At 73.1% G+C, this 18,234-nt stretch carries 15 protein-coding genes; 5 read left to right on the forward strand and 10 right to left on the reverse strand.

Annotated features, from left to right (window positions below; all coding sequences use genetic code 11):
• Positions 1-19: 19 nt before the first annotated feature.
• Both OHB41_RS17735 and OHB41_RS17740 read right to left on the reverse strand, forming a co-directional pair.
• The gene (locus tag OHB41_RS17735) at positions 20-769 is read right to left on the reverse strand and encodes a hypothetical protein (protein WP_266699210.1); all 750 of its coding nucleotides are present in this window, start codon (positions 767-769) and stop codon (positions 20-22) included.
• A 1-nt stretch (position 770) separates the two neighbouring features.
• Entirely contained in the window at positions 771-1,292 is a 522-nt protein-coding gene (locus tag OHB41_RS17740; RefSeq protein ID WP_266699211.1) for an RNA polymerase sigma factor, read from the reverse strand.
• A gap of 292 nt (positions 1,293-1,584) precedes the next feature.
• Between OHB41_RS17740 and OHB41_RS17745 the strand changes: the two genes are divergently transcribed.
• Positions 1,585-2,601, forward strand: coding sequence for an aspartate-semialdehyde dehydrogenase (locus tag OHB41_RS17745; protein ID WP_266699212.1), 1,017 nt, complete (start codon positions 1,585-1,587; stop codon positions 2,599-2,601).
• Positions 2,602-2,709: 108 nt separating this feature from the next.
• Here OHB41_RS17745 and OHB41_RS17750 read toward each other — a convergent pair whose 3' ends face one another.
• On the reverse strand, positions 2,710-3,192 hold the full coding sequence (locus tag OHB41_RS17750; RefSeq protein WP_266699213.1) for a DUF1203 domain-containing protein: 483 nt from the start codon (positions 3,190-3,192) through the stop codon (positions 2,710-2,712).
• Positions 3,193-3,305: 113 nt separating this feature from the next.
• On the opposite strand from OHB41_RS17750, the gene pepN reads away from it, so the two are divergent.
• On the forward strand, positions 3,306-5,879 hold the full coding sequence (gene pepN / locus OHB41_RS17755; RefSeq protein WP_266699214.1) for an aminopeptidase N: 2,574 nt from the start codon (positions 3,306-3,308) through the stop codon (positions 5,877-5,879).
• A 241-nt stretch (positions 5,880-6,120) separates the two neighbouring features.
• On the opposite strand, the gene OHB41_RS17760 is transcribed toward pepN, so the two are convergent.
• Positions 6,121-7,500: a M14 family zinc carboxypeptidase gene (locus OHB41_RS17760; protein WP_266699215.1), complete on the reverse strand. Its 1,380-nt coding sequence runs from the start codon at positions 7,498-7,500 to the stop codon at positions 6,121-6,123.
• Between the two features lie 410 nt (positions 7,501-7,910).
• Between OHB41_RS17760 and OHB41_RS17765 the strand changes: the two genes are divergently transcribed.
• Both OHB41_RS17765 and OHB41_RS17770 read left to right on the forward strand, forming a co-directional pair.
• Positions 7,911-9,218, forward strand: a complete 1,308-nt coding sequence (locus OHB41_RS17765; protein WP_266705941.1) for a HesA/MoeB/ThiF family protein — start codon at positions 7,911-7,913, stop codon at positions 9,216-9,218.
• A complete protein-coding gene (locus tag OHB41_RS17770) occupies positions 9,215-10,456 on the forward strand; it encodes a hypothetical protein (RefSeq protein WP_266699216.1) in 1,242 nt (413 codons plus the stop codon). Before OHB41_RS17765 ends, OHB41_RS17770 begins: the two co-directional genes overlap by 4 nt.
• On the opposite strand, the gene OHB41_RS17775 is transcribed toward OHB41_RS17770, so the two are convergent.
• From OHB41_RS17775 to OHB41_RS17785, 3 genes are all read right to left on the reverse strand, one after another.
• Complete coding sequence (locus OHB41_RS17775; RefSeq protein WP_266699217.1) at positions 10,431-11,207, reverse strand: SDR family NAD(P)-dependent oxidoreductase; 777 nt, start codon at positions 11,205-11,207, stop codon at positions 10,431-10,433. The genes OHB41_RS17770 and OHB41_RS17775 overlap by 26 nt on opposite strands.
• A 204-nt stretch (positions 11,208-11,411) precedes the next feature.
• The gene (locus tag OHB41_RS17780; protein WP_266699218.1) at positions 11,412-12,956 is read right to left on the reverse strand and encodes a sigma-70 family RNA polymerase sigma factor; all 1,545 of its coding nucleotides are present in this window, start codon (positions 12,954-12,956) and stop codon (positions 11,412-11,414) included.
• A 100-nt stretch (positions 12,957-13,056) separates the two neighbouring features.
• Positions 13,057-14,526, reverse strand: a complete 1,470-nt coding sequence (locus OHB41_RS17785) for an FAD-dependent monooxygenase (RefSeq protein WP_266699219.1) — start codon at positions 14,524-14,526, stop codon at positions 13,057-13,059.
• Positions 14,527-14,716: 190 nt separating this feature from the next.
• Here OHB41_RS17785 and OHB41_RS17790 point away from each other — a divergent pair, with 190 nt between their 5' ends.
• Positions 14,717-15,331 (forward strand): TetR/AcrR family transcriptional regulator, encoded by a 615-nt coding sequence (locus OHB41_RS17790; RefSeq protein WP_266699220.1) that lies wholly within the window; start codon positions 14,717-14,719, stop codon positions 15,329-15,331.
• A 145-nt stretch (positions 15,332-15,476) separates the two neighbouring features.
• Here OHB41_RS17790 and OHB41_RS17795 read toward each other — a convergent pair whose 3' ends face one another.
• From OHB41_RS17795 to OHB41_RS17805, 3 genes are all read right to left on the reverse strand, one after another.
• On the reverse strand, positions 15,477-15,716 hold the full coding sequence (locus OHB41_RS17795) for a hypothetical protein (RefSeq protein WP_168528140.1): 240 nt from the start codon (positions 15,714-15,716) through the stop codon (positions 15,477-15,479).
• 92 nt (positions 15,717-15,808) lie between these two features.
• Positions 15,809-17,878 (reverse strand): 4-alpha-glucanotransferase, encoded by a 2,070-nt coding sequence (gene malQ, locus OHB41_RS17800; protein ID WP_266699221.1) that lies wholly within the window; start codon positions 17,876-17,878, stop codon positions 15,809-15,811.
• Positions 17,879-18,154 carry a hypothetical protein gene (locus OHB41_RS17805; RefSeq protein ID WP_266699222.1) on the reverse strand — a complete coding sequence of 92 codons (276 nt, stop codon included), beginning with the start codon at positions 18,152-18,154 and terminating at the stop codon, positions 17,879-17,881.
• Positions 18,155-18,234 lie beyond the last annotated feature (80 nt).

Below are 18,234 nucleotides of genomic sequence, written 5' to 3' on the forward strand. Positions count from 1 at the left end.
CATGCCCGGGCCGGCCCTCTCATTCGCAGGCGAGGCCATGGGAGGCGGGCAGCGCCCCGAGGATCCACTCCCGGTCGCGGGCGATCTCCTTCTCCCCCGTCGTCCACCGGTCGGGGGTCACCGCGCCCCGCCGGATGCCGACCAGTACGTGCTCACCGCGCCGCGGACCGGCCTCCCGGTCCACCAGGAAGGTGACCCGCGCCCGCGCCTTCGCCGGCTTGTAGGAGCGCGTCACGTCCAGGGTGATCCGGTCCCGCCCGGTGCCCTGGACCGGCTCGATCCCGGTGATCTCGCCCTCGACCAACAGCCGGGAGCAGGCGAGGTAGCCGGGGGCGCTGAGCGAGGCCGAGCCGCTCGCGCCGTCCGCCGCCTTCGCCGCACTGTCCGACGACGTCTTCGAATCCACGCCCCCGGCGCCCTGTGCGATCAGCCAGCCCATGCCGACGACCATCGCGGCGACCACGGCCGCGGCGAGAGTGCCCAGGGCGACCGCTAGGGGACGGCGACCCCGGTTCCGCGGCGCCCCCGCCGGGCGGCGCGGACGCCGCCCGGGAACCCGTACGGGCCTCGGCTCCTCCCCCGGTTCCGCCAGCGCGCCCCCGATGACGGCCAGCTGCTCCCGCAGCAGCGTCAGGTCCGCGACCGCCGACCGGTGCTCCGCCACTGCCTCCGGGTCGTCGCGGGCCCCTTCGGGCAGCGGTTCACCGGTGATCGCGGCCCACAGCGCGTCCGCTGCCGCACTGTCCTCGTGCTCGGCGTACCCGGCCACGTCACACCACCTCGTCCTCGTGCAGGCGGGCGCGCAGGGCACGGACCGCCGAGTGCAGCCTGCTCTTGACCGTGCCCTCCGGGATGCCGAGCTCCTCGGCTATCCCGCGCACGGAGAGATCGGCGTAGAAGCGCAGGACGAGGACCTGCCGATGCGCGTCGGGCAGGTCGTCCAGCCCCTGCGCGACGGCGAGCGAGAGCACGCTGGAGTCCTCATCCGAGGGGTGCTCCAGCTGCCGGAGCCCGGCCAGCCGCTCGCCGAGCCGCTGCTGGCGGTGCTTGGCCCGGTGCCAGTCCATCGCCAGGTTCGAGGCGACGACCGCCGCCCACGCGGACACGTCACGCGGTGCCTCGTCCCCCTTCGCTGCACGCTCCAGCAACCGCAGGCGGACCTGCTGCACCCCGTCCGGCAGGTCCGCCTGCGGTACCCCGCCGAGCGCGAGCACCGCCCGCACCCGGCGTTCCTGCGCCGCGTCCAGCGGGTCGTCCACCCCCTGGGCACTGCGTGTCCTTCTGCGCAGCACAGCTGCCCTCCCCTCCCGCGTTTCCCCTACGACGCCGCTGCGGGCCGAAACGTTCGGCCGCGCGCCGAGGAGTCGTACGGAGTCGTACGTCACACCGGACCGGGACCGGAGGGACGCGAGCACCGTACGGCTTGCGGTCACCGGGCTCCGCCGGACGGTTTTCTTGCGGCCGCCGCGCGCCGGCCGCGTCCCACTCCGCGAGCGGCGTGGGCAAAGGATTGGACACAACGGCACGGGTCAGACGCATGATGGAAGCGCTGGACCACGTAGAACGCACGCAAAGGGAGTCGCCGTGAGGGTCGGAATCGTCGGAGCCACCGGTCAGGTCGGCACGGTCATGCGCAGGATCCTGGTCGAGCGGGACTTCCCGGTCACGGAGCTGCGCCTGTTCGCCTCGGCCCGCTCGGCCGGGACGGTGCTGGACGGCGTGACGGTCGAGGACGCGACGACGGCCGACTACTCCGGCCTGGACATCGTCCTCTTCTCGGCGGGTGGCTCGACCTCCAGGGCACTGGCCGAGAAGGTCGCCGCGCAGGGCGCCGTCGTGATCGACAACTCCTCCGCCTGGCGCAAGGACCCGGAGGTACCCCTGGTGGTCTCCGAGGTGAACCCGCACGCGATCGCCGACCGCCCCAAGGGCATCATCGCGAACCCGAACTGCACGACGATGGCCGCGATGCCCGTGCTGCGTCCGCTGCACGACGAGGCGGGTCTCGAGGCGCTCGTCGTCGCCACCTACCAGGCCGTGTCCGGATCCGGTCTCGCGGGCGTGGCCGAGCTGCACGGCCAGGCGCTGAAGGTCGTCGCGGACGCCGACCGGCTCACCCACGACGGCGGCGCGGTCGACTTCCCCGAGCCGCAGGTCTACAAGCGGCCCATCGCCTTCAACGTGCTCCCGCTCGCCGGCTCGATCGTCGACGACGGTCTGCACGAGACGGACGAGGAGCAGAAGCTGCGCAACGAGTCCCGCAAGATCCTGGAGATCCCGGACCTCAAGGTCTCCGGCACCTGCGTCCGTGTCCCGGTCTTCTCCGGCCACTCGCTGCAGGTGAACGCCCGCTTCGAGCGTCCGATCACGGTGGAGCGCGCCACCGAGCTGCTGGCAGGCGCCCCGGGCGTCACCCTCTCCGACATCCCGACCCCGCTCGAGGCCGCGGGCCAGGACGCGTCGTACGTCGGCCGCATCCGCGCCGACGAGACGGTCGAGCACGGTATCGCCCTGTTCATCTCGAACGACAACCTCCGCAAGGGCGCCGCCCTGAACGCGGTCCAGATCGCGGAGCTGGTCGCGGCCGACCTCAAGGGCTGACACCCACCGCACACGCCCCCGGGGCGGTCACCCCACGGTGACCGCCCCTCCTCACGTCATCTCCGCCCCTCCCCGCGGTACGTCCGGCCGTCCCGCGGCACGGGGTCGTCACGCCCGGCGCACCTCGTAGAGGAAACAGCCGTACTCGACGGCCCGTACGTGGACCAGCTCCACCGCCGGATCGGCGAACGCCGCCTCGAAGGCCGCCTCGAACGCGGACCACTCCGGGGCCTCCACCAGCCGGCCCCCGAGGATGCGGCCCCCGGCGGAGTAGCGCCGCACGGTGCGGTGGGCCCCCTCGAACGGCCGGACGTCCGCGGCCGGACCCCCGCACTCCCGAGCGTGGACGAAGACCGGACCCTGCTCGTCGTAGGCGCCCGGATCGGCGCCGGCCGCGGCGGCCCAGCGGCGCAGCGGGGCGTACGAGACGAGGGCGATCCGCTCCCCCGGCTCACTACGGCGCAGACAGCAGCGGAGCGGAGCGCCGCCCTCCTCGTCCGTGAAGGGAACCATCGGGCGGCCCGCGTCGTCAGCTGTGCGGAGATCCTTCAGGACCTCCGGTCCGATGGGGCGTGCGATGTAGGTCGTCATGCGCTCCAGAGTCGCGCCCGAACGCCCCGGTCACCGGCGGGATACGGACATCGCGTTCCGTGCTGGTCCCGTGGAAGGATGGCGCAACCGTCACATAACGAGGAGATGACCGCGTGCCTGGCACAAACCTGACCCGCGAAGAGGCGCAGCAGCGCGCGAAGCTGCTCACCGTTGACTCGTACGAGATCGATCTCGACCTCTCGGGCGCGCAGGAGGGCGGCACCTACCGGTCCGTGACCACAGTGCGCTTCGATGTCTCCGAGAGCGGCGCGGAGTCCTTCATCGACCTGGTGGCCCCGGCCGTCCACGAGGTGGTCCTGAACGGGGACGCCCTCGCCCCCGCCGACGTCTTCCAGGACTCGCGGATCGCGCTGCCGGGCCTGCTGGAGGGACGCAACGTCCTGCGGGTCGTCGCCGACTGCGCGTACACCAACACCGGCGAGGGCCTGCACCGGTTCGTCGACCCGGTCGACCAGCAGGCCTACCTGTACACCCAGTTCGAGGTCCCGGACGCCCGGCGCGTCTTCGCGTCCTTCGAGCAGCCCGACCTGAAGGCCACCTTCCGGTTCACCGTGAAGGCGCCCCCCGGCTGGACCGTCATTTCCAACTCGCCGTCGCCCGAGCCCAAGGACGACACCTGGGCCTTCGAGCCGACGCCGCGGATCTCCACGTACATCACCGCGCTGATCGCCGGCCCGTACCACTCCGTGCACAGTGTGTACGAGAAGGACGGGCAGAGCGTGCCGCTCGGCATCTACTGTCGTCCCTCGCTCGCCGAGTTCCTCGACTCGGACGCGATCTTCGAGGTCACCCGGCAGGGCTTCGAGTGGTTCCAGGAGAAGTTCGACTACGCGTACCCGTTCGAGAAGTACGACCAGCTCTTCGTGCCGGAGTTCAACGCGGGCGCGATGGAGAACGCGGGCGCGGTGACGATCCGGGACCAGTACGTGTTCCGGTCGAAGGTCACCGACGCCGCGTACGAGGTCCGCGCCGAGACGATCCTGCACGAGCTCGCCCACATGTGGTTCGGCGACCTCGTGACCATGGAGTGGTGGAACGACCTGTGGCTGAACGAGTCGTTCGCCACCTACACCTCCATCGCCTGCCAGGCCTACGCCGCGGGCAGCCGCTGGCCGCACTCCTGGACGACCTTCGCCAACTCCATGAAGACGTGGGCGTACCGGCAGGACCAACTGCCGTCCACCCACCCGATCATGGCGGAGATCCGCGACCTGGACGACGTGCTCGTCAACTTCGACGGGATCACGTACGCGAAGGGCGCGAGCGTGCTGAAGCAGCTCGTCGCGTACGTCGGCATGGACGAGTTCTTCCGCGGCGTGCAGGCGTACTTCAAGCGGCACGCGTACGGCAACACGCGTCTGTCCGACCTGCTGGGCGCGCTGGAGGAGACCTCCGGGCGCGACCTGAAGAACTGGTCGGAGAAGTGGCTGCGGACCGCCGGCATCAACGTCCTGCGCCCGGAGGTCGAGACGGACGCGAACGGGGTCGTCACCTCCTTCGCGATCCGCCAGGAGGCCCCGGCGCTCCCGGCGGGCGCCAAGGGCGAGCCGACGCTCCGCCCCCACCGCATCGCGATCGGCCTCTACGACCTCGACGACGCGAGCGGCAAGCTGGTGCGCGACGAGCGGATCGAGCTCGACGTCGACGGTGAGCTGACCGCCGTGCCCGAGCTGACCGGCAAGCGCCGTCCGGCCGTCTTCCTGCTCAACGACGACGACCTGTCGTACGCCAAGGTCCGTCTCGACGAGGACTCGCTGGCCTTCGTGACGGAGCACCTCGGCGACTTCGAGTCATCGCTTCCGCGCGCGCTGTGCTGGGCCTCCGCCTGGGACATGACCCGCGACGGGGAGCTCGCCACCCGCGACTACCTGTCCCTGGTGCTGTCCGGCATCGGCAAGGAGTCCGACATCGGTGTCGTGCAGTCGCTGCAGCGGCAGCTCAAGCTGGCGATCGAGCTGTACGCCGACCCCGCCACCCGCGAGGCGCTGCTGACCCGCTGGACCGAGGCGACCCTCGCGCACCTGCGCGCGGCCGAGGCCGGCGGCGACCACCAGCTCGCCTGGGCGCGCGCCTTCGCGGCGACCGCCCGGACTCCGGAGCAGCTGGACCTCCTGGAGGGCCTGCTGGAGGACCGGGAGACCATCGAGGGTCTCGCCGTCGACACCGAGCTGCGCTGGGCGTTCGTACAGCGGCTCGCGGCGGTCGGCCGCTACGACGAGGCGGAGATCGCGGCCGAGTACGAGCGCGACCGGACGGCGGCCGGTGAGCGGCACGCGGCCACCGCGCGGGCCGGCCGTCCCACCGCGGAGGCGAAGGAGGAGGCCTGGGTCTCGGTCATCGAGTCCGACAAGCTCCCGAACGCCGTGCAGGAGGCGGTGATCGGCGGCTTCGTGCAGACCGACCAGCGTGAGCTGCTCGCTCCGTACGCGGACCGGTTCTTCGCCGTGGTGAAGGACATCTGGGACGCCCGTTCGCACGAGATCGCCCAGCAGATCGCGATCGGCCTGTACCCGTCGATCCAGGTCTCCGAGGAGACCCTCGCCAAGACGGACGCGTGGCTGGCCTCCGCCGAGTCCAACGCGGCCCTGCGGCGTCTGATCTCGGAGTCCCGCGCCGGGATCGAGCGCGCGCTGAAGGCACAGGCGGCGGACGCGGCCGCTTCGTAACCGGTCGTCCCGCGTCTTGCCTCGCACGCCGTACGGCTTGCGTCTCACGTCGTACGGCTTGCGTCTCACGTCGTACGGACAGGGGGCGCCCGGCATGTGCCGGGCGCCCCTTTCCGTCCCCGGGCGGGCGGATTCCTTCGGACCAGGGGGCGGCGGCCCTCCGGTGTTCACGAGGCCCGTGGATGCGTTCCGTCCACGGTGTCGCCGGACCCCTCTGTCGCCCGGGCCGCGCGAGGGGTCCTCACATCAGGGCGCGGGCGAGCACGAGCATGGTGCGGGCCTGGAGTGCGGTCTGGTCGGCGACGGGCACCCAGCGGGCGTCGAACGTGCGCTCCAGCTCGCGGGCCCACCCGGCCACGAGCGCGTCCAGCGCCGGTGCGCCGCCCAGGGCCCGGCTCATCATGGCCGCCGCGCGCAGTGGGATGCGGCGGGCCGCGATGCCGAGCGAGACGGAGTTGCCGACGGTGGTGGCCAGTTGGGCGGCGCTCCAGGTGTCCACGACGCCGGAGCCGATGTCCATGAGTTCGCGGGCCGCCGTGAAGTGGGCCAGCTCGTCGGGCGTCACGGGCGGAAGCGGGTCCAACTCACCGACCAACGACTCCAGTTGCTTGACCCGGCCGAGCAGGAGCTCGCTGACGTCGGCGAGTTCACGGCGCGGATCGGCCACCGGCCGTGGATCGCCGACGCCCGCCACGCTCCAGAAGGGCGCCTCGACCACGGCCGAGACGGTGCCGTGCCGCATCGCATGCAGCCAGGTCGACCGTGAGACGAAGCCCGAGGGGTCCCGTTCCTCCGCCGGGCTGCCGTCGGGCAGGACGAGCACGCCCGGTCCCTCGACGAGCCACCCCATGCCGTCGAAGGGCCGGTGTTCCAGGGGAACGCCCAGGTCCGCCGCGATCCGGCGGTAGGCGGCCGGCGCTCCGGGCACCGCACGGGTCAGTTGCAGGAAGGTTCCTCCTACTTCGACACCGTGCAGCGAGAACTGCACGACGGGGCGCAGTTCGTCGATGAGCCGCAGCAGGGCCTCGGACTCCGGCATCGGCGCGCGCGGATCCTCCGTGACGGGCGGGAACTCGGGCTGGGCGGCGAAGGCGGGGCGGTAGAAGCCCCGGTAGTAGCTCCCCATGAGGGGCGGTGCGGGGGCGGGCGGCACGGCGCGCGACGACGGTCGGGCACCGGACGGCGCCCCGGCCGTCCGCCCGTACGCGGTGTCCGAAGCGTTCACGGCGTCCAGGGTGCCCATGGCACCCACGCCGTTCGAGGCGGCGGAGGCGTTCGCGGACATCCAGCCCTCGGCGAGACGCGCACCGTCGGGATCGAGGCAGAGCAGGAAGTGCCAGGTGCAGTCCAGCCCTCCCTCGCCCCTGCCCAGGACGCTCGGATCACGGGCGAGCCGGCGGGCGAGCCGCAGTGAAGTGGCCCCGCCCACCGGCTCGTTGGCGTGCGCGCCGGCGACCGTGAGCACCTGGCGCGGGCCGTGCCCGGCCGACAGCAGCCACAGCGGCCGGCCGGCACGCGAGGTCCCGATGTCGCGCAGACGCAGGTCGCCGGGGAGCGCGGCCACCGTCGCACGAGCGCCTCGCAGCAGCTCGTCCAGGGTGGGATACGGGGTTCCCCGCATGCCGGGCTCCGGTCAGGTGCCGTTCGCGTTGCTGGCCCCGGTGGTCTCCTTCTTGTCCAACGGACGGATCACGATCCTGGCAGCCATGTGGTCCCCTCTCCTTCACGACCGACGGTGCGCGCAACAGCGGAGCCCGGACCGCGCCGGGCCGTCGAGCGGGTACGGCGGGCTGGTCAGCCGCCGTTGCCGCCACTGCTGTCGCCCGTGGTCTCCTTCTTGTCCAACGGACGGATCACGATCTTTGTGGGCACGCCAACTCCTCCCCCTCGCAAGGATGTTGCGCATCACGGCGCGATCGTCGACCGCGTCTTGTCAAGGCTCGACTCGGGGCACCAGAGTGTCAAGGCATGTACCTGTAACGGGAAGGGGTCCTGGTGACGGTCACGGTCGAGACGCTCCGCCGACCCCGGATCAAACCCGAGCACCGGGCCTACCGCACGATCGACGGCAACGTCCGTATCGGCAGCGTCATCCACGGCATCGGCGCGGAGATCGCGGACCCTGAGGGCTGGGTCTGGACCCTGGTCGAGGCGATGGACGGGACGCGGGAGCCGGCCGAGGTGGTGGACGCGGTGCTGCGGGCGCATCCCGGACTCCGCGGTCTCACGGACGAGGACACCCGTCAGGCGATGGCGGATCTGCTCGACGCCGGGTTCGTGGAGGACGCGGGAGCACCCGTGCCGGTGTCCGCGCGGGAGCGCGTCCGCTACAGCCGGGGCGTGCCGCTGCTGCGCTGGATGGACCTCGGTCCCCGGACGACCCCGTGGGACGCCCAGCTCCGGCTGCTCGGCGCCCGGGTGCTGCTGATCGGCGTCGGCGGCACGGGAGGCCATGCCGCGCAGAGCCTGGTCGCCTCCGGCGTGGGCCATCTGCACTGCGTGGACCCGGACGTGGTCGAACTGTCGAACCTCAACCGCCAGCCCCTGTTCCGCGAGCCCGACCTCGGCCGGCCCAAGGTGGAGGCCGCGCTCGGCACCCTGCGGGCCCTGAACTCGGACGTGACGGTGACCGGGGAACGGCGGGAGGTGCGGGGGCCGGAGGATCTGGCGGAGCTGGTGCGGTCCGGGGCGCCCGAGGCCCCGCGTCCGCCCGGGGTCCCGGATCCGCCCGAGGCCCCGCGCGCGTCCGCGGTCCCGGATCCGCCCGAGGCCCCGCGCGCGTCCGGTCCGTACGACCTGCTCGTTCTCGCCGCCGACCGTCCGGACGACATCCGGCGCTGGGCGAACCGTGTCTGCCTGGCCGCGGGACTGCCGTGGGTCGACGCCGGATACCGGGGCCCTCTGGTGACGGCCGGGGTGCACGTGCCCGGCCGGGGAGCCTGCTGGGAGTGTCTGCGGGCCGCGGAGGTCGCCCGCCGCGATCTGCGGCTGGGGCCGGGCCAGGACGAGGAGGCCGCCTCCCCGCATCTGCCGTGGAACCCGGCGAGCGCGGTCACCGCAGGTCTCTCCGGCGGTCTGCTCGCCCACGCGGCCCTGGCCCTGCTCACCGGCGTGCCCGCGCTCGACCCGGGTTTCCGCTTCGGGATGAACCTGATGCTGCCCGGGGATCCCGTGCTGGAGAGATCCCCGCGACGGCCCGACTGCCCGGCCTGCGGCGACCGGCCCACCGGAGAACGCGCCGGGTCACGGGTCGAGGGCAGGACCGAGGGAACGTCCGGAGAACGAACCGGGGACCGGACCGGAGGGCAGTCCGGACAACAGGCCGGAGGCCAGGGATGACCCGGTCCGCCGGGGAGCGTCACGGGTGCGCCGGCCCCGCCGGCCGGTCCCCGGCGGCCCCGGGCCCCACCCCCCACGTACGGCTCCACCGGCTCGACTCGCGCCCCGACGGGGACGAATGGATCGTCGGGCGGCTCGCGACCGGCCGGTTCGTCGCGCTGCCCGAGGTCGGCAAGCAGGCGCTGGACCTGCTCGGGCAGGGGCTGGGCGCAGCCGAGGTGGGGCGGCGGCTGCGGGAGACGACCGGCGACGACATCGACGTAGCCGATTTCGTCGAGGCGCTGGTGGACCTCGGGTTCGTGGCCGAGGTGGACGGGCGGGCCACGGAGTCGCCGCCTCCGCCGAAGCCGACGTTCGCCCGGATCCGCCCCCGGCACGTGCGCTGGGTGCTGAGCCCCGTCGTCCCCGTCCTGGTCGGACTGCTGATCGCGGCCGCCCTTCTCAGCCGGCCACCCGTTCCGCTCAGCTACCACACCCTCCTGTGGAGCCCGCACGGCAGCGCGGTGATCGCGCTCGGCGCGGGCGTGGGCTGGACCCTCCTGCTGCTCCACGAGTGCGCGCACCTGGTGGCCGCCCGCGCGACCGGCGTCCCCGGCCGGATGCGGCTGGGCACGCGGCTCCAGTTCCTGGTCATGCAGACGGACATCAGCGGCATCGAGATCGCCCCGCGCCGCCACCGTCTGACCGCCTATCTGGCCGGCATCGCGACCAACCTGTCCGTCGCCTCGCTCGCCGCCCTCGCGGCGGGCACCACGGACGGCGCGGGCCGCCGGGTCCTCGCCGCCGTCGCGCTGCTCGCCCTGCTCCCGCTGCCCTTCCAGCTCATGGTCTTCATGCGTACGGACCTGTACTTCGTGCTCCAGGACCTGACGCGCTGCCGCGATCTGTACGGGGACGGGGTGGCGTTCTCCCAGTACGCCGCCCGGCGGGTACTGCGGCACACGTCCGCCCCGGACCCCAGCCTCCAACTGCCCGTCCACGAACGGCGAGCCGTGCGCGTGTACAGCGCCGTGCTCGTCGTGGGCACCGCGCTGTGTCTCGCGTTCCTCGCGGCCGTCACGCTGCCCGCGGACGTCACCCTCTTCGCCCGCGCGGTGGCCCGGCTGGGCGCCGGCCACTCCGCCGCGCAGCGCCTCGACTCCGCGGCGGTCGTGGTCGCGCTCGGCGGGGTCCACGTGCTGTGGGCGCGCACCTGGTGGCGGGGGCGCCGGCTCAGTGCGGGACCATCCCGCCCGTGACGTTGACGAACGTGCCGGTGATGCCGCCCGCCCGGTCGGAGGCGAGGAAGGCGGCGGTGGCGGCGATCTCGGCGAGGGTGGGGTTGCGCCGGGTCATCCGCATCCCGGCGAGGTTCGCGAGCAGTCCCTGAAGAGCCGTCTCGTCGAGGTCCATACCGCTGTGGACCGCCGCGAGCTTCTCCCGGGTCAGCGTCTCGGGCACCCCGGCGGCCCACAGGCCCACGACCCTCAGCCCGCGTGGCCCCAGCTCCATCGCCAGGTTCCGCACCAGCGTGTCGATCGCCGCGTCGGCCGGTCCCGTGCCGCCCATCATCGGACTGCCGTGCGCGGAGCCGCTGTTGAGCGTGAGCACCACGCCCGAGCCCGCCTCGGCCATGCGCCGGGCGGCGGCGCGGGCGGTCGTGAACGTGGCGCGGATACCGGTCTCGACGGGCCGTACGAAGTCCTCGACCGGCAGGTCGACCAGCGGAACTCCTTGCACGTCGCCCCGGGTGACCAGGTTGAACGAGATGTCGACGGCGTCCAGCGAGGCGACGTGCGCCTCGACCGCCGCCTCGTCCAGGGCGTCGAGCACCGCGGTCTCGGCGTACCCGCCCGCCGCCACGATGTCCTTCGCCACCGCGTCCAGCGTCTCGCCCGTACGACCCACCAGGTGCACGCGGGCACCCTCCTGGGCGAAGGTGCGCGCGACGGCGCCGCCGATGGATCCGCCGGCGCCGTAGACGATCGCGGTCTTGTCGGTGAGCAGCATGGTGAAGTCTCCTGAAGGTGTACGGCCGTACGAGTGCGTCGTACGGGTCCGTCGAACGTGTCGGTCATACAGACGTACGCGCCCTCCCGCAGTCGTCGGTCACCACTCGTCGGTCACCACTCGTCGGTCACCACTCGCCGGTCACCAGTCGTCGGTCACCAGTCGTCGGCCGGCGCTCATCGGCCGGCGCTCACGGCGCGTCGCTCACCGGTCGGCCGGGAGCCGCAGAGGCAGTCCGAACGCCGGGAAGAGGTGCGGCTCGAAGGAGGTGATCTCCACGATGCGGTCGCCCTCGATGCGCAGGACGTCGAGGACCTGCGCGCGGTACACGGTGGTACCGGGGCGGCGTACGTAACCCCCCGCCGCGAGCTGCCCGTTGGCCCGCGCGGGAAGATGGCGCCAGTGGCCGAGGAACAGCGGGGACGCGGGGTCGAGGCTGATCCCGAGGAACTCGGTGAGCGCGGCGCGGCCGACGAACCAGTACGGGTTCGGCGGCATGGTGAGCCTGATGTCCTCGCTGAGCAGGTCGGTGAACGCGGCGAGGTCGAGGCTCTCGGCGGCTGCCATGTAACGCCCGAGGACCTCGCGCTCGCGGGCGTCGGCCTCGGCGGTCCATTCGGTGCGGCGGCGGGGCAGACGGTCGCGCAGGGTGGGCCGGGCGCGTTGCAGGGCGCTGTTGACCGAGGCCACCGTCATCTCCAGCGCCTCGCCGGTCTCGGCCGCGGAGAGTCCGAGCACGTCACGCAGGACCAGGACGGCACGCTGGCGGGGCGGCAGATGCTGGATGGCGGCGAGGAAGACGAGCTCCATGGTCTCCCGGGAGACGGCGACGGCGTCCGGCTGGTCGTCGGCGGAGGGCAGGTCCCCGTCGGGGTACGGCTGGAGCCAGGTGATGCGGGCCGGGGGTTCGGCGCTGCCGTGGTTCATTCCGGGCAGCGGCTCGTAACGCCGGGGACGGCGGGCGGTGCGCCGCTGGAAGTCCAGACAGGCGTTCGTGGCGATCCGGTACAGCCAGGTCCGTACGGCCGCCCGCCCCGCGAAGCCGTCCCGGGCCCGCCAGGCACACAGGAACGTCTCCTGCACGAGGTCCTCGGCGTCGTCGTACGAGCCCGCCATCCGGTAGCAGTGCACGCGCAGCTCGCGCCGGTACGGCTCGACGAGCGCGGCGAAGTCGCTCTCCCCGAGGGCGGCGTGCGGACCGGAGTCCTGCGTCACGGAGGTCCGCGTGGCGGAAGGCCGTGTGACGGAAGGCCGTGTGACGGAAGGCCGTGTGACGGAATCGCGCGTTGCGGAATCATCCGTACCGGAATCGCGCGTGACGGAATCGCGCGTACGGGGGCCCTGGTCCGGGGAGGTCCGCGGGGTGGTGGGGTGCGGGGCGTCATGGTCCGCTGTGGTGGGTTCGTCGGCGGGGGCGGGTGAGCCCGGCCCTTTCGTCACGTCGGCCCGCGTGACGGAACCGACCTTCGCGGTGTCCCGGGCGACCCGGGCGATACGGCGCAGCCGTCCGACCGAGGCGGCCAGGTCGGTCACGCCGGAGTAGAAGACGGACGGCGGCTGCGGAACCAGCGCCTCGACCTGCCGCCCGACCTCCTCGATCAGCCCGCGCACGGTGTCGACGGGCGCCGCCTGCCGCTCCCGGTACGCCTTCTGCCGACAGGCGGCCGAGCAGTACACCGAGCTCCGTCCCGCCCGCCCGGCCCGTCCGGCCAGGGGCTTGGCACAACTGCGGCACACGGCATCGGTCACGGGAACCTCCGGGGGACACGTCACGCGGGATCGACGTGACGCTATCGCCGCGCCCCGGTCTCGCGAAGGCGATCGGCCCGGTCCGGAGGACACCCCCGGTTCAGTCGCCCACCGCGGCCGTCACCGCCGCCTCGACCGCCGCCTCGTCGGGGGTCTCCGCGGCCCAGGCCACGTAGCCGTCGGGCCGCACGAGCAGCGTGGTCCGCCGGTCGCTCGCCCAACTCTCCACCACGAGGCGGTCCTTGCGATCGCCGGCCTCGTACGGCCGAGGGGCCGGCCCCGGCGTCACGAGGACGAACCTGCCGCCCCGTAGCGCCTCGTAGAGACGTCCGCCGCGCAGGGCGACATCCGGGACACGGGTGCCGACGAGGGCGTGCGCGCCACGCGGCGCCCGGTAGGCGTAGCCGATGCCGGTGATCTGGCCGGCCGCCTTCCGGCCCGCCGGGCCGACCCCGTTGAGGACCGTGGTGAGCGCGGTGCGCAGCGCCAGCGTCCACGGACGCCTGGCCATCGCGAGCCGTACGATCCCGCCGCTGCTGCGCAGCACCGACCTGCCGACGGGGTGGCGCTCGTCCTGGTAGGTGTCCAGCAGGGCGGGCGCCGCGTGACCGTTGACGACCAGGGCCAGCTTCCAGCCGAGGTTCGCCGCGTCCTGGAGACCGGTGTTCATGCCCTGACCGCCGGCCGGGGTGTGGACGTGGGCGGCGTCACCGGCGAGGAAGACCCGGCCGACGCGGTACGCGGGTGCCTGGCGCTCGTCGCTGTGGAAGCGGGACATCCAGCGGGCGTCGTGCATGCCGTAGTCGCGGCCCAGGGAGAGCCGGGTGATCTCCTTGACCTCGTCGAGTCCGAGCGGCTCGCTGTCGGGGACGTTGCGGCCCCGGTGCCAGCCGATCACGCGGTAGTAGCCGTCGCCGAAGGGCGCGATGAAGGCGAAGGCGTCGCCGACGGCGTTGGCGGTCAGCACCGACTCCGGTTCCTCGGCCAGCAGGACGTCCGCGAGGACGACGGACCGGATGACGGACTTGCCGGGGAACGGCAGTCCGACCGCCTCGCGCACCGCGCTGTGCATCCCGTCCGCGCCGACGACGTACGCGCCGCGCAGTTCCCCGGTCTCCCCGTCCGGGTGCCGGACGTCGAGCGTCACGCCGTCCGCGTCCTGGCGCAGCCCGGTCACCTCGGTCTCGTACACGAACCGCACCCCGGCCTCGACCGCCCGCCGCTCCAGCGCCTTCTCCACCTCGTACTGCGGGATCACCAGCAGGTGGTTGAAGCGGGAGGGGAGGGTGTCGAGCTCGACGGAGAGCCGGCCGAAGAGCCGGATGCGGTCGAGGGCCCGGCCCTGGGCCTCCAGCTCGTCGGCGAGACCGCGGGCGTCGAGCTGCTCCAGGGTGCGGGCGTGCAGGACGAAGGCCCGGGAGAGGTTACTGATCTTGTGCGGGCGCTTCTCGACAAGGGTCACGGGGACGCCGGCGGTGGCAAGGTCGGCGGCCAGCAGAAGGCCGGTGGGGCCGGAGCCGACGATGATCACGGTCCGGTACGCGGCGTCGGTGCGGGTCTTGCCGTTCATGGCGGCCTCCTGATGCCAACAATCATGGGCCAACACTCGTTGACCAACCATTCCCGCCCGGCGGTCCCCGCCGGGTGATGCTGAGCGACCGCTGGTCAACACCTCGTCAACGCTTGTTGGCCAACGCTCGTTGACAAACGTAGAACGCCCACACTGGACTGTCAACAGGTGTTGGCCTACGGTTGTTGGCATGCCCGTCAAGGAACCCTCGGCCACCGCGCCGGCCTCACCCCCGACCTCGCCCCAGGCCTCGCCCCGCCGCTCCGACACCACCCGCACCGCGATCCTCACCGCCGCCCGCGAGCGCTTCGCCGCCGACGGCTACGAGCGCGCCACCATCCGCGCCATCGCCAAGGACGCCCGTATCGACCCGTCCATGGTCATGCGGTACTACGGCTCGAAGGAGGGGCTGTTCGCCGCGGTCCTCGACGTCGATCTGCGGCTGCCGGCGCCGGAGCGGCTGAACCGCGAGGACGTGGGCCACGCCCTCGTCCAGCACTTCCTGGACCTCTGGGAGGAGAACGACGTGCTCACCGCCGTACTGCGGGTCGGCGTCACCAACCAGGCCGGCGCCGAGCGCATGCAGGGCATCTTCCGGGACCAGCTGCTGCCGATCGCCCGGCACCTCTGCCCCGACCCGGAGCAGGCGCCGGTCCGGGCCGCGCTCACCGCCGCACAGCTGCTGGGCCTCGCCCTCGCCCGCTACGTCCTGTGCTTCCCACCCGCCGTGGCGCTGCCGCGGGAGGAGATCGTGGCGTGGCTGGCACCGACGGTGCAGCGGTACCTCACGGCGCCGCACCCCTAGAGATCGCGCCGCACTCCCGGAGCGTGCGCCCGGCGCCCCCGGAAGGCGCGCCTCCCGGAAACACGTCGAGGGAGTCCGCGCGCACCCGGGTGGGTGAGCGCGGACTCCCTCGACGGAGAGACGGAAGGGCGGAAGGGAGCCGGAATCAGCCCCGCTTCGCCTGCTTGGGAGACTTGTCCAGGACCATGACGAGGCCCGCGATGATCGCGAACAGCAGGATCGGCGCGACGACGTAGAGGCCGACCGTGTCGATCACGCTCAGGCCCTTGCCGGGGTCGTCACCGTCGTCGCGGGTCAGCGCGAGCGCGGGGGACGACATGAGCAGCATCATCAGCGTCGTACCGGAAGCCAGGGCGCCGGCGCGCAGGGCGTTCTTCTTGTCCACGGTGCAAACGTAGCGAACACCCGAATGAGCCGCGCGCCCGGGGGTGCCGTACGGAGGCCTCAGCGGTGTCCCAGCGGTGTGTCAGCGGTGTCTCAGCGCTGTGGGCCACCTCCCACGCCGTCCCCGGGGAGCGCCCGCAGCACGTCGACGAGGGCGTACAGCCGCGGTGAGGCGGCCAGTTCCTCCAGCGTGACCGGGCGGCCGTCCGCGCCGGCGACGGGCAGCCGCCAGTTCGGGTACTGGTCCCAGGTGCCGGGCAGGTTCTGCGGGCGCCGGTCACCGACCGCGTCCGGGAGCCAGACACCGACCATGCGGGCCGGAGTGCGCAGCAGGAACCGGTGCACGGCCTGGATCTCGGCCTCCTCCGACACCGCGGAGCCCGAGCCGCGCAGCAGCCCGAGCCGGGCGAAGAGTGCCAGCCACTCCCCCATCTCCGACGCGGCCGCGGCCCGCTCCTCCGCCAGGCCGCCGGTCAGCAGGCCGAGCCGGCCGCGGAGTTCGACGTGGTCACCGGTGAGACGGGAGGCGGTGGGCGGCAGGTCGTGGGTGGTGGCGGTGGCCAGGCAGTCCGCGCGCCAGCGCTCGGGAGGAAGGGGCTGTCCGTCGCCGTCCCAGTCGCGCTCGAACCACAGCACCGAGGTGCCCAGCACCCCGCGCTCCTGGAGCGTCTCGCGCACCCCGGGCTCGACGGTGCCGAGGTCCTCGCCGATCACCAGCGCCCCGGCCCGTGAGGCCTCCAGCGTCAGGACGGCGAGCATCGCCTCGGCGTCGTAGCGGACGTACGTCCCCTCCGTGGGCGGCTGTCCCTGCGGGATCCACCAGAGCCGGAAGAGGCCCATGACGTGGTCGATGCGCAGCGCGCCCGTGTACCGGAAGAGGGCACGCAGCAGGCGGCGGTAGGGGGCGTAGCCCGAGGCGGCCAGCCGGTCCGGCCGCCACGGCGGCAGGCCCCAGTCCTGTCCGCGCGCGTTGAAGGCGTCCGGGGGCGCGCCGACCGACATGCCCGCCGCGTAGTACTCCTGCTGCGCCCAGGCGTCGGCTCCGCCCGGATGCACCCCGACCGCGAGGTCGTGCACGAGTCCTACGGGCATGCCGGCGTCCCGCGCGGAGCGCTGTGCGGCGGCGAGCTGGGCGTCGGTGAGCCAGGCGAGACGGCTGTGGAAGTCGACCCGGTCCATCAACTCGCTTCGGGCGCGGGCGGTTTCGGGTGAGCGGGGGTCGCGCAGGCCCACGGGCCACTTCTGCCACTCCGGACCGTGGACCTCGGCGAGCGCGCACCAGGTGACGTGGTCCTCCAGAGCCTCGCCCTCCTCGGCGAGGAAGTCGACGTACGCCGCCCGCCGTCCGGGCCCGAGCGGTACCTCGCGGATCAGTTCCAGCGCCTCGCGCTTGAGTTCCCAGACGGCGTCGCGGTCGATCAGCGCGTCCTTGTCGAGCACCGACGCGCGCAGTCGCTCGGCGCGCTCCAGCAGCGTACGGACGTGGTCGCGGTCGTCGACGTACGCGTACTCGGGGATGTCCTCGATCCGCAAGTGCACCGGGTCGGGGAAACGGCGGGAGGAGGGGCGGTACGGGGAGGGGTCCGTGGGCGTGCCGGGCACGGCCGCGTGCAGGGGGTTGACCTGGACGAATCCGGCACCCAGGGCCCGGCCGGCCCAGGCGCTCAGTTCGGCGAGGTCGCCGAGGTCGCCCATGCCCCAGGAGCGGCGGGAGAGAAGGGAGTAGAGCTGGACGAGGAGTCCGTAGGTGCGTCCGGGCGGCGTGGGCAGCCGGTCGGGGGCGACGACGAGGTGGGCGTCGGCGGTGCGGCCGTCGGGGGCGGTGGCGCGTAACGCGTGGACGCCGGGCGGGAGTTGTTCGGCCGCGGCGCGGGTCTCGCCCTGTTCGGTGGTGATCCGCAGACGGGTGCCTGCGGGCAGCGCGGAGAGCGCGTCGGGCGGCCGGCCGCCCCAGCAGACCACGGTCGGCGGCAGAAGCCGGTCCCGTGTCTCGGCCTCCCGGGCGGCGAGGGCCGCGCGGACGGCTTCGGGGGTGCTCGCGTCGACGCCGAGCGCCGCCAGCGCGGCGACGACCGCGGTGTCGGTGGCCGCGACGGTCCGGCCGGGCGAGGGGCTGTAGGAGGTGGCGACGCCGTGCAGTGCGGCGAGCCGGGACAGCGGCATCTAGACCCCCGAAGCGTCCGTGGCGGCGCCGGTGGAGATGGGTTCGCTGGTCAGGTGCGCGGCGTCGGCCAGCGGCGGCTCACTGGTCAGCGGCTCGGCGTCGGGGAGCGGGGGTTCGCTGGTGAGCGGGAGCTCGGCGGCGGTGCCCTCGGCGGTGAAGAGGCAGAAGCGGGGTTCGGCGGAGAAGCGCGGCTCGACGGAGAAGCGGGGTTCGACGGTCGGTTCCGTCGGGCGTTTGGAGAGGGCCGAGAGCAGAAGGTGTGCCGATGCGGCCACGGGGGCCTCCTTGTCGGGTACGGCGGCGGGCGGGTTACCGCAGCCCTACCCAACGCGCGGGACGGCAGACGTACACGGGC

Origin of the sequence: Streptomyces sp. NBC_01571 (assembly GCF_026339875.1) — a bacterium.
Lineage (GTDB): Bacteria > Actinomycetota > Actinomycetes > Streptomycetales > Streptomycetaceae > Streptomyces.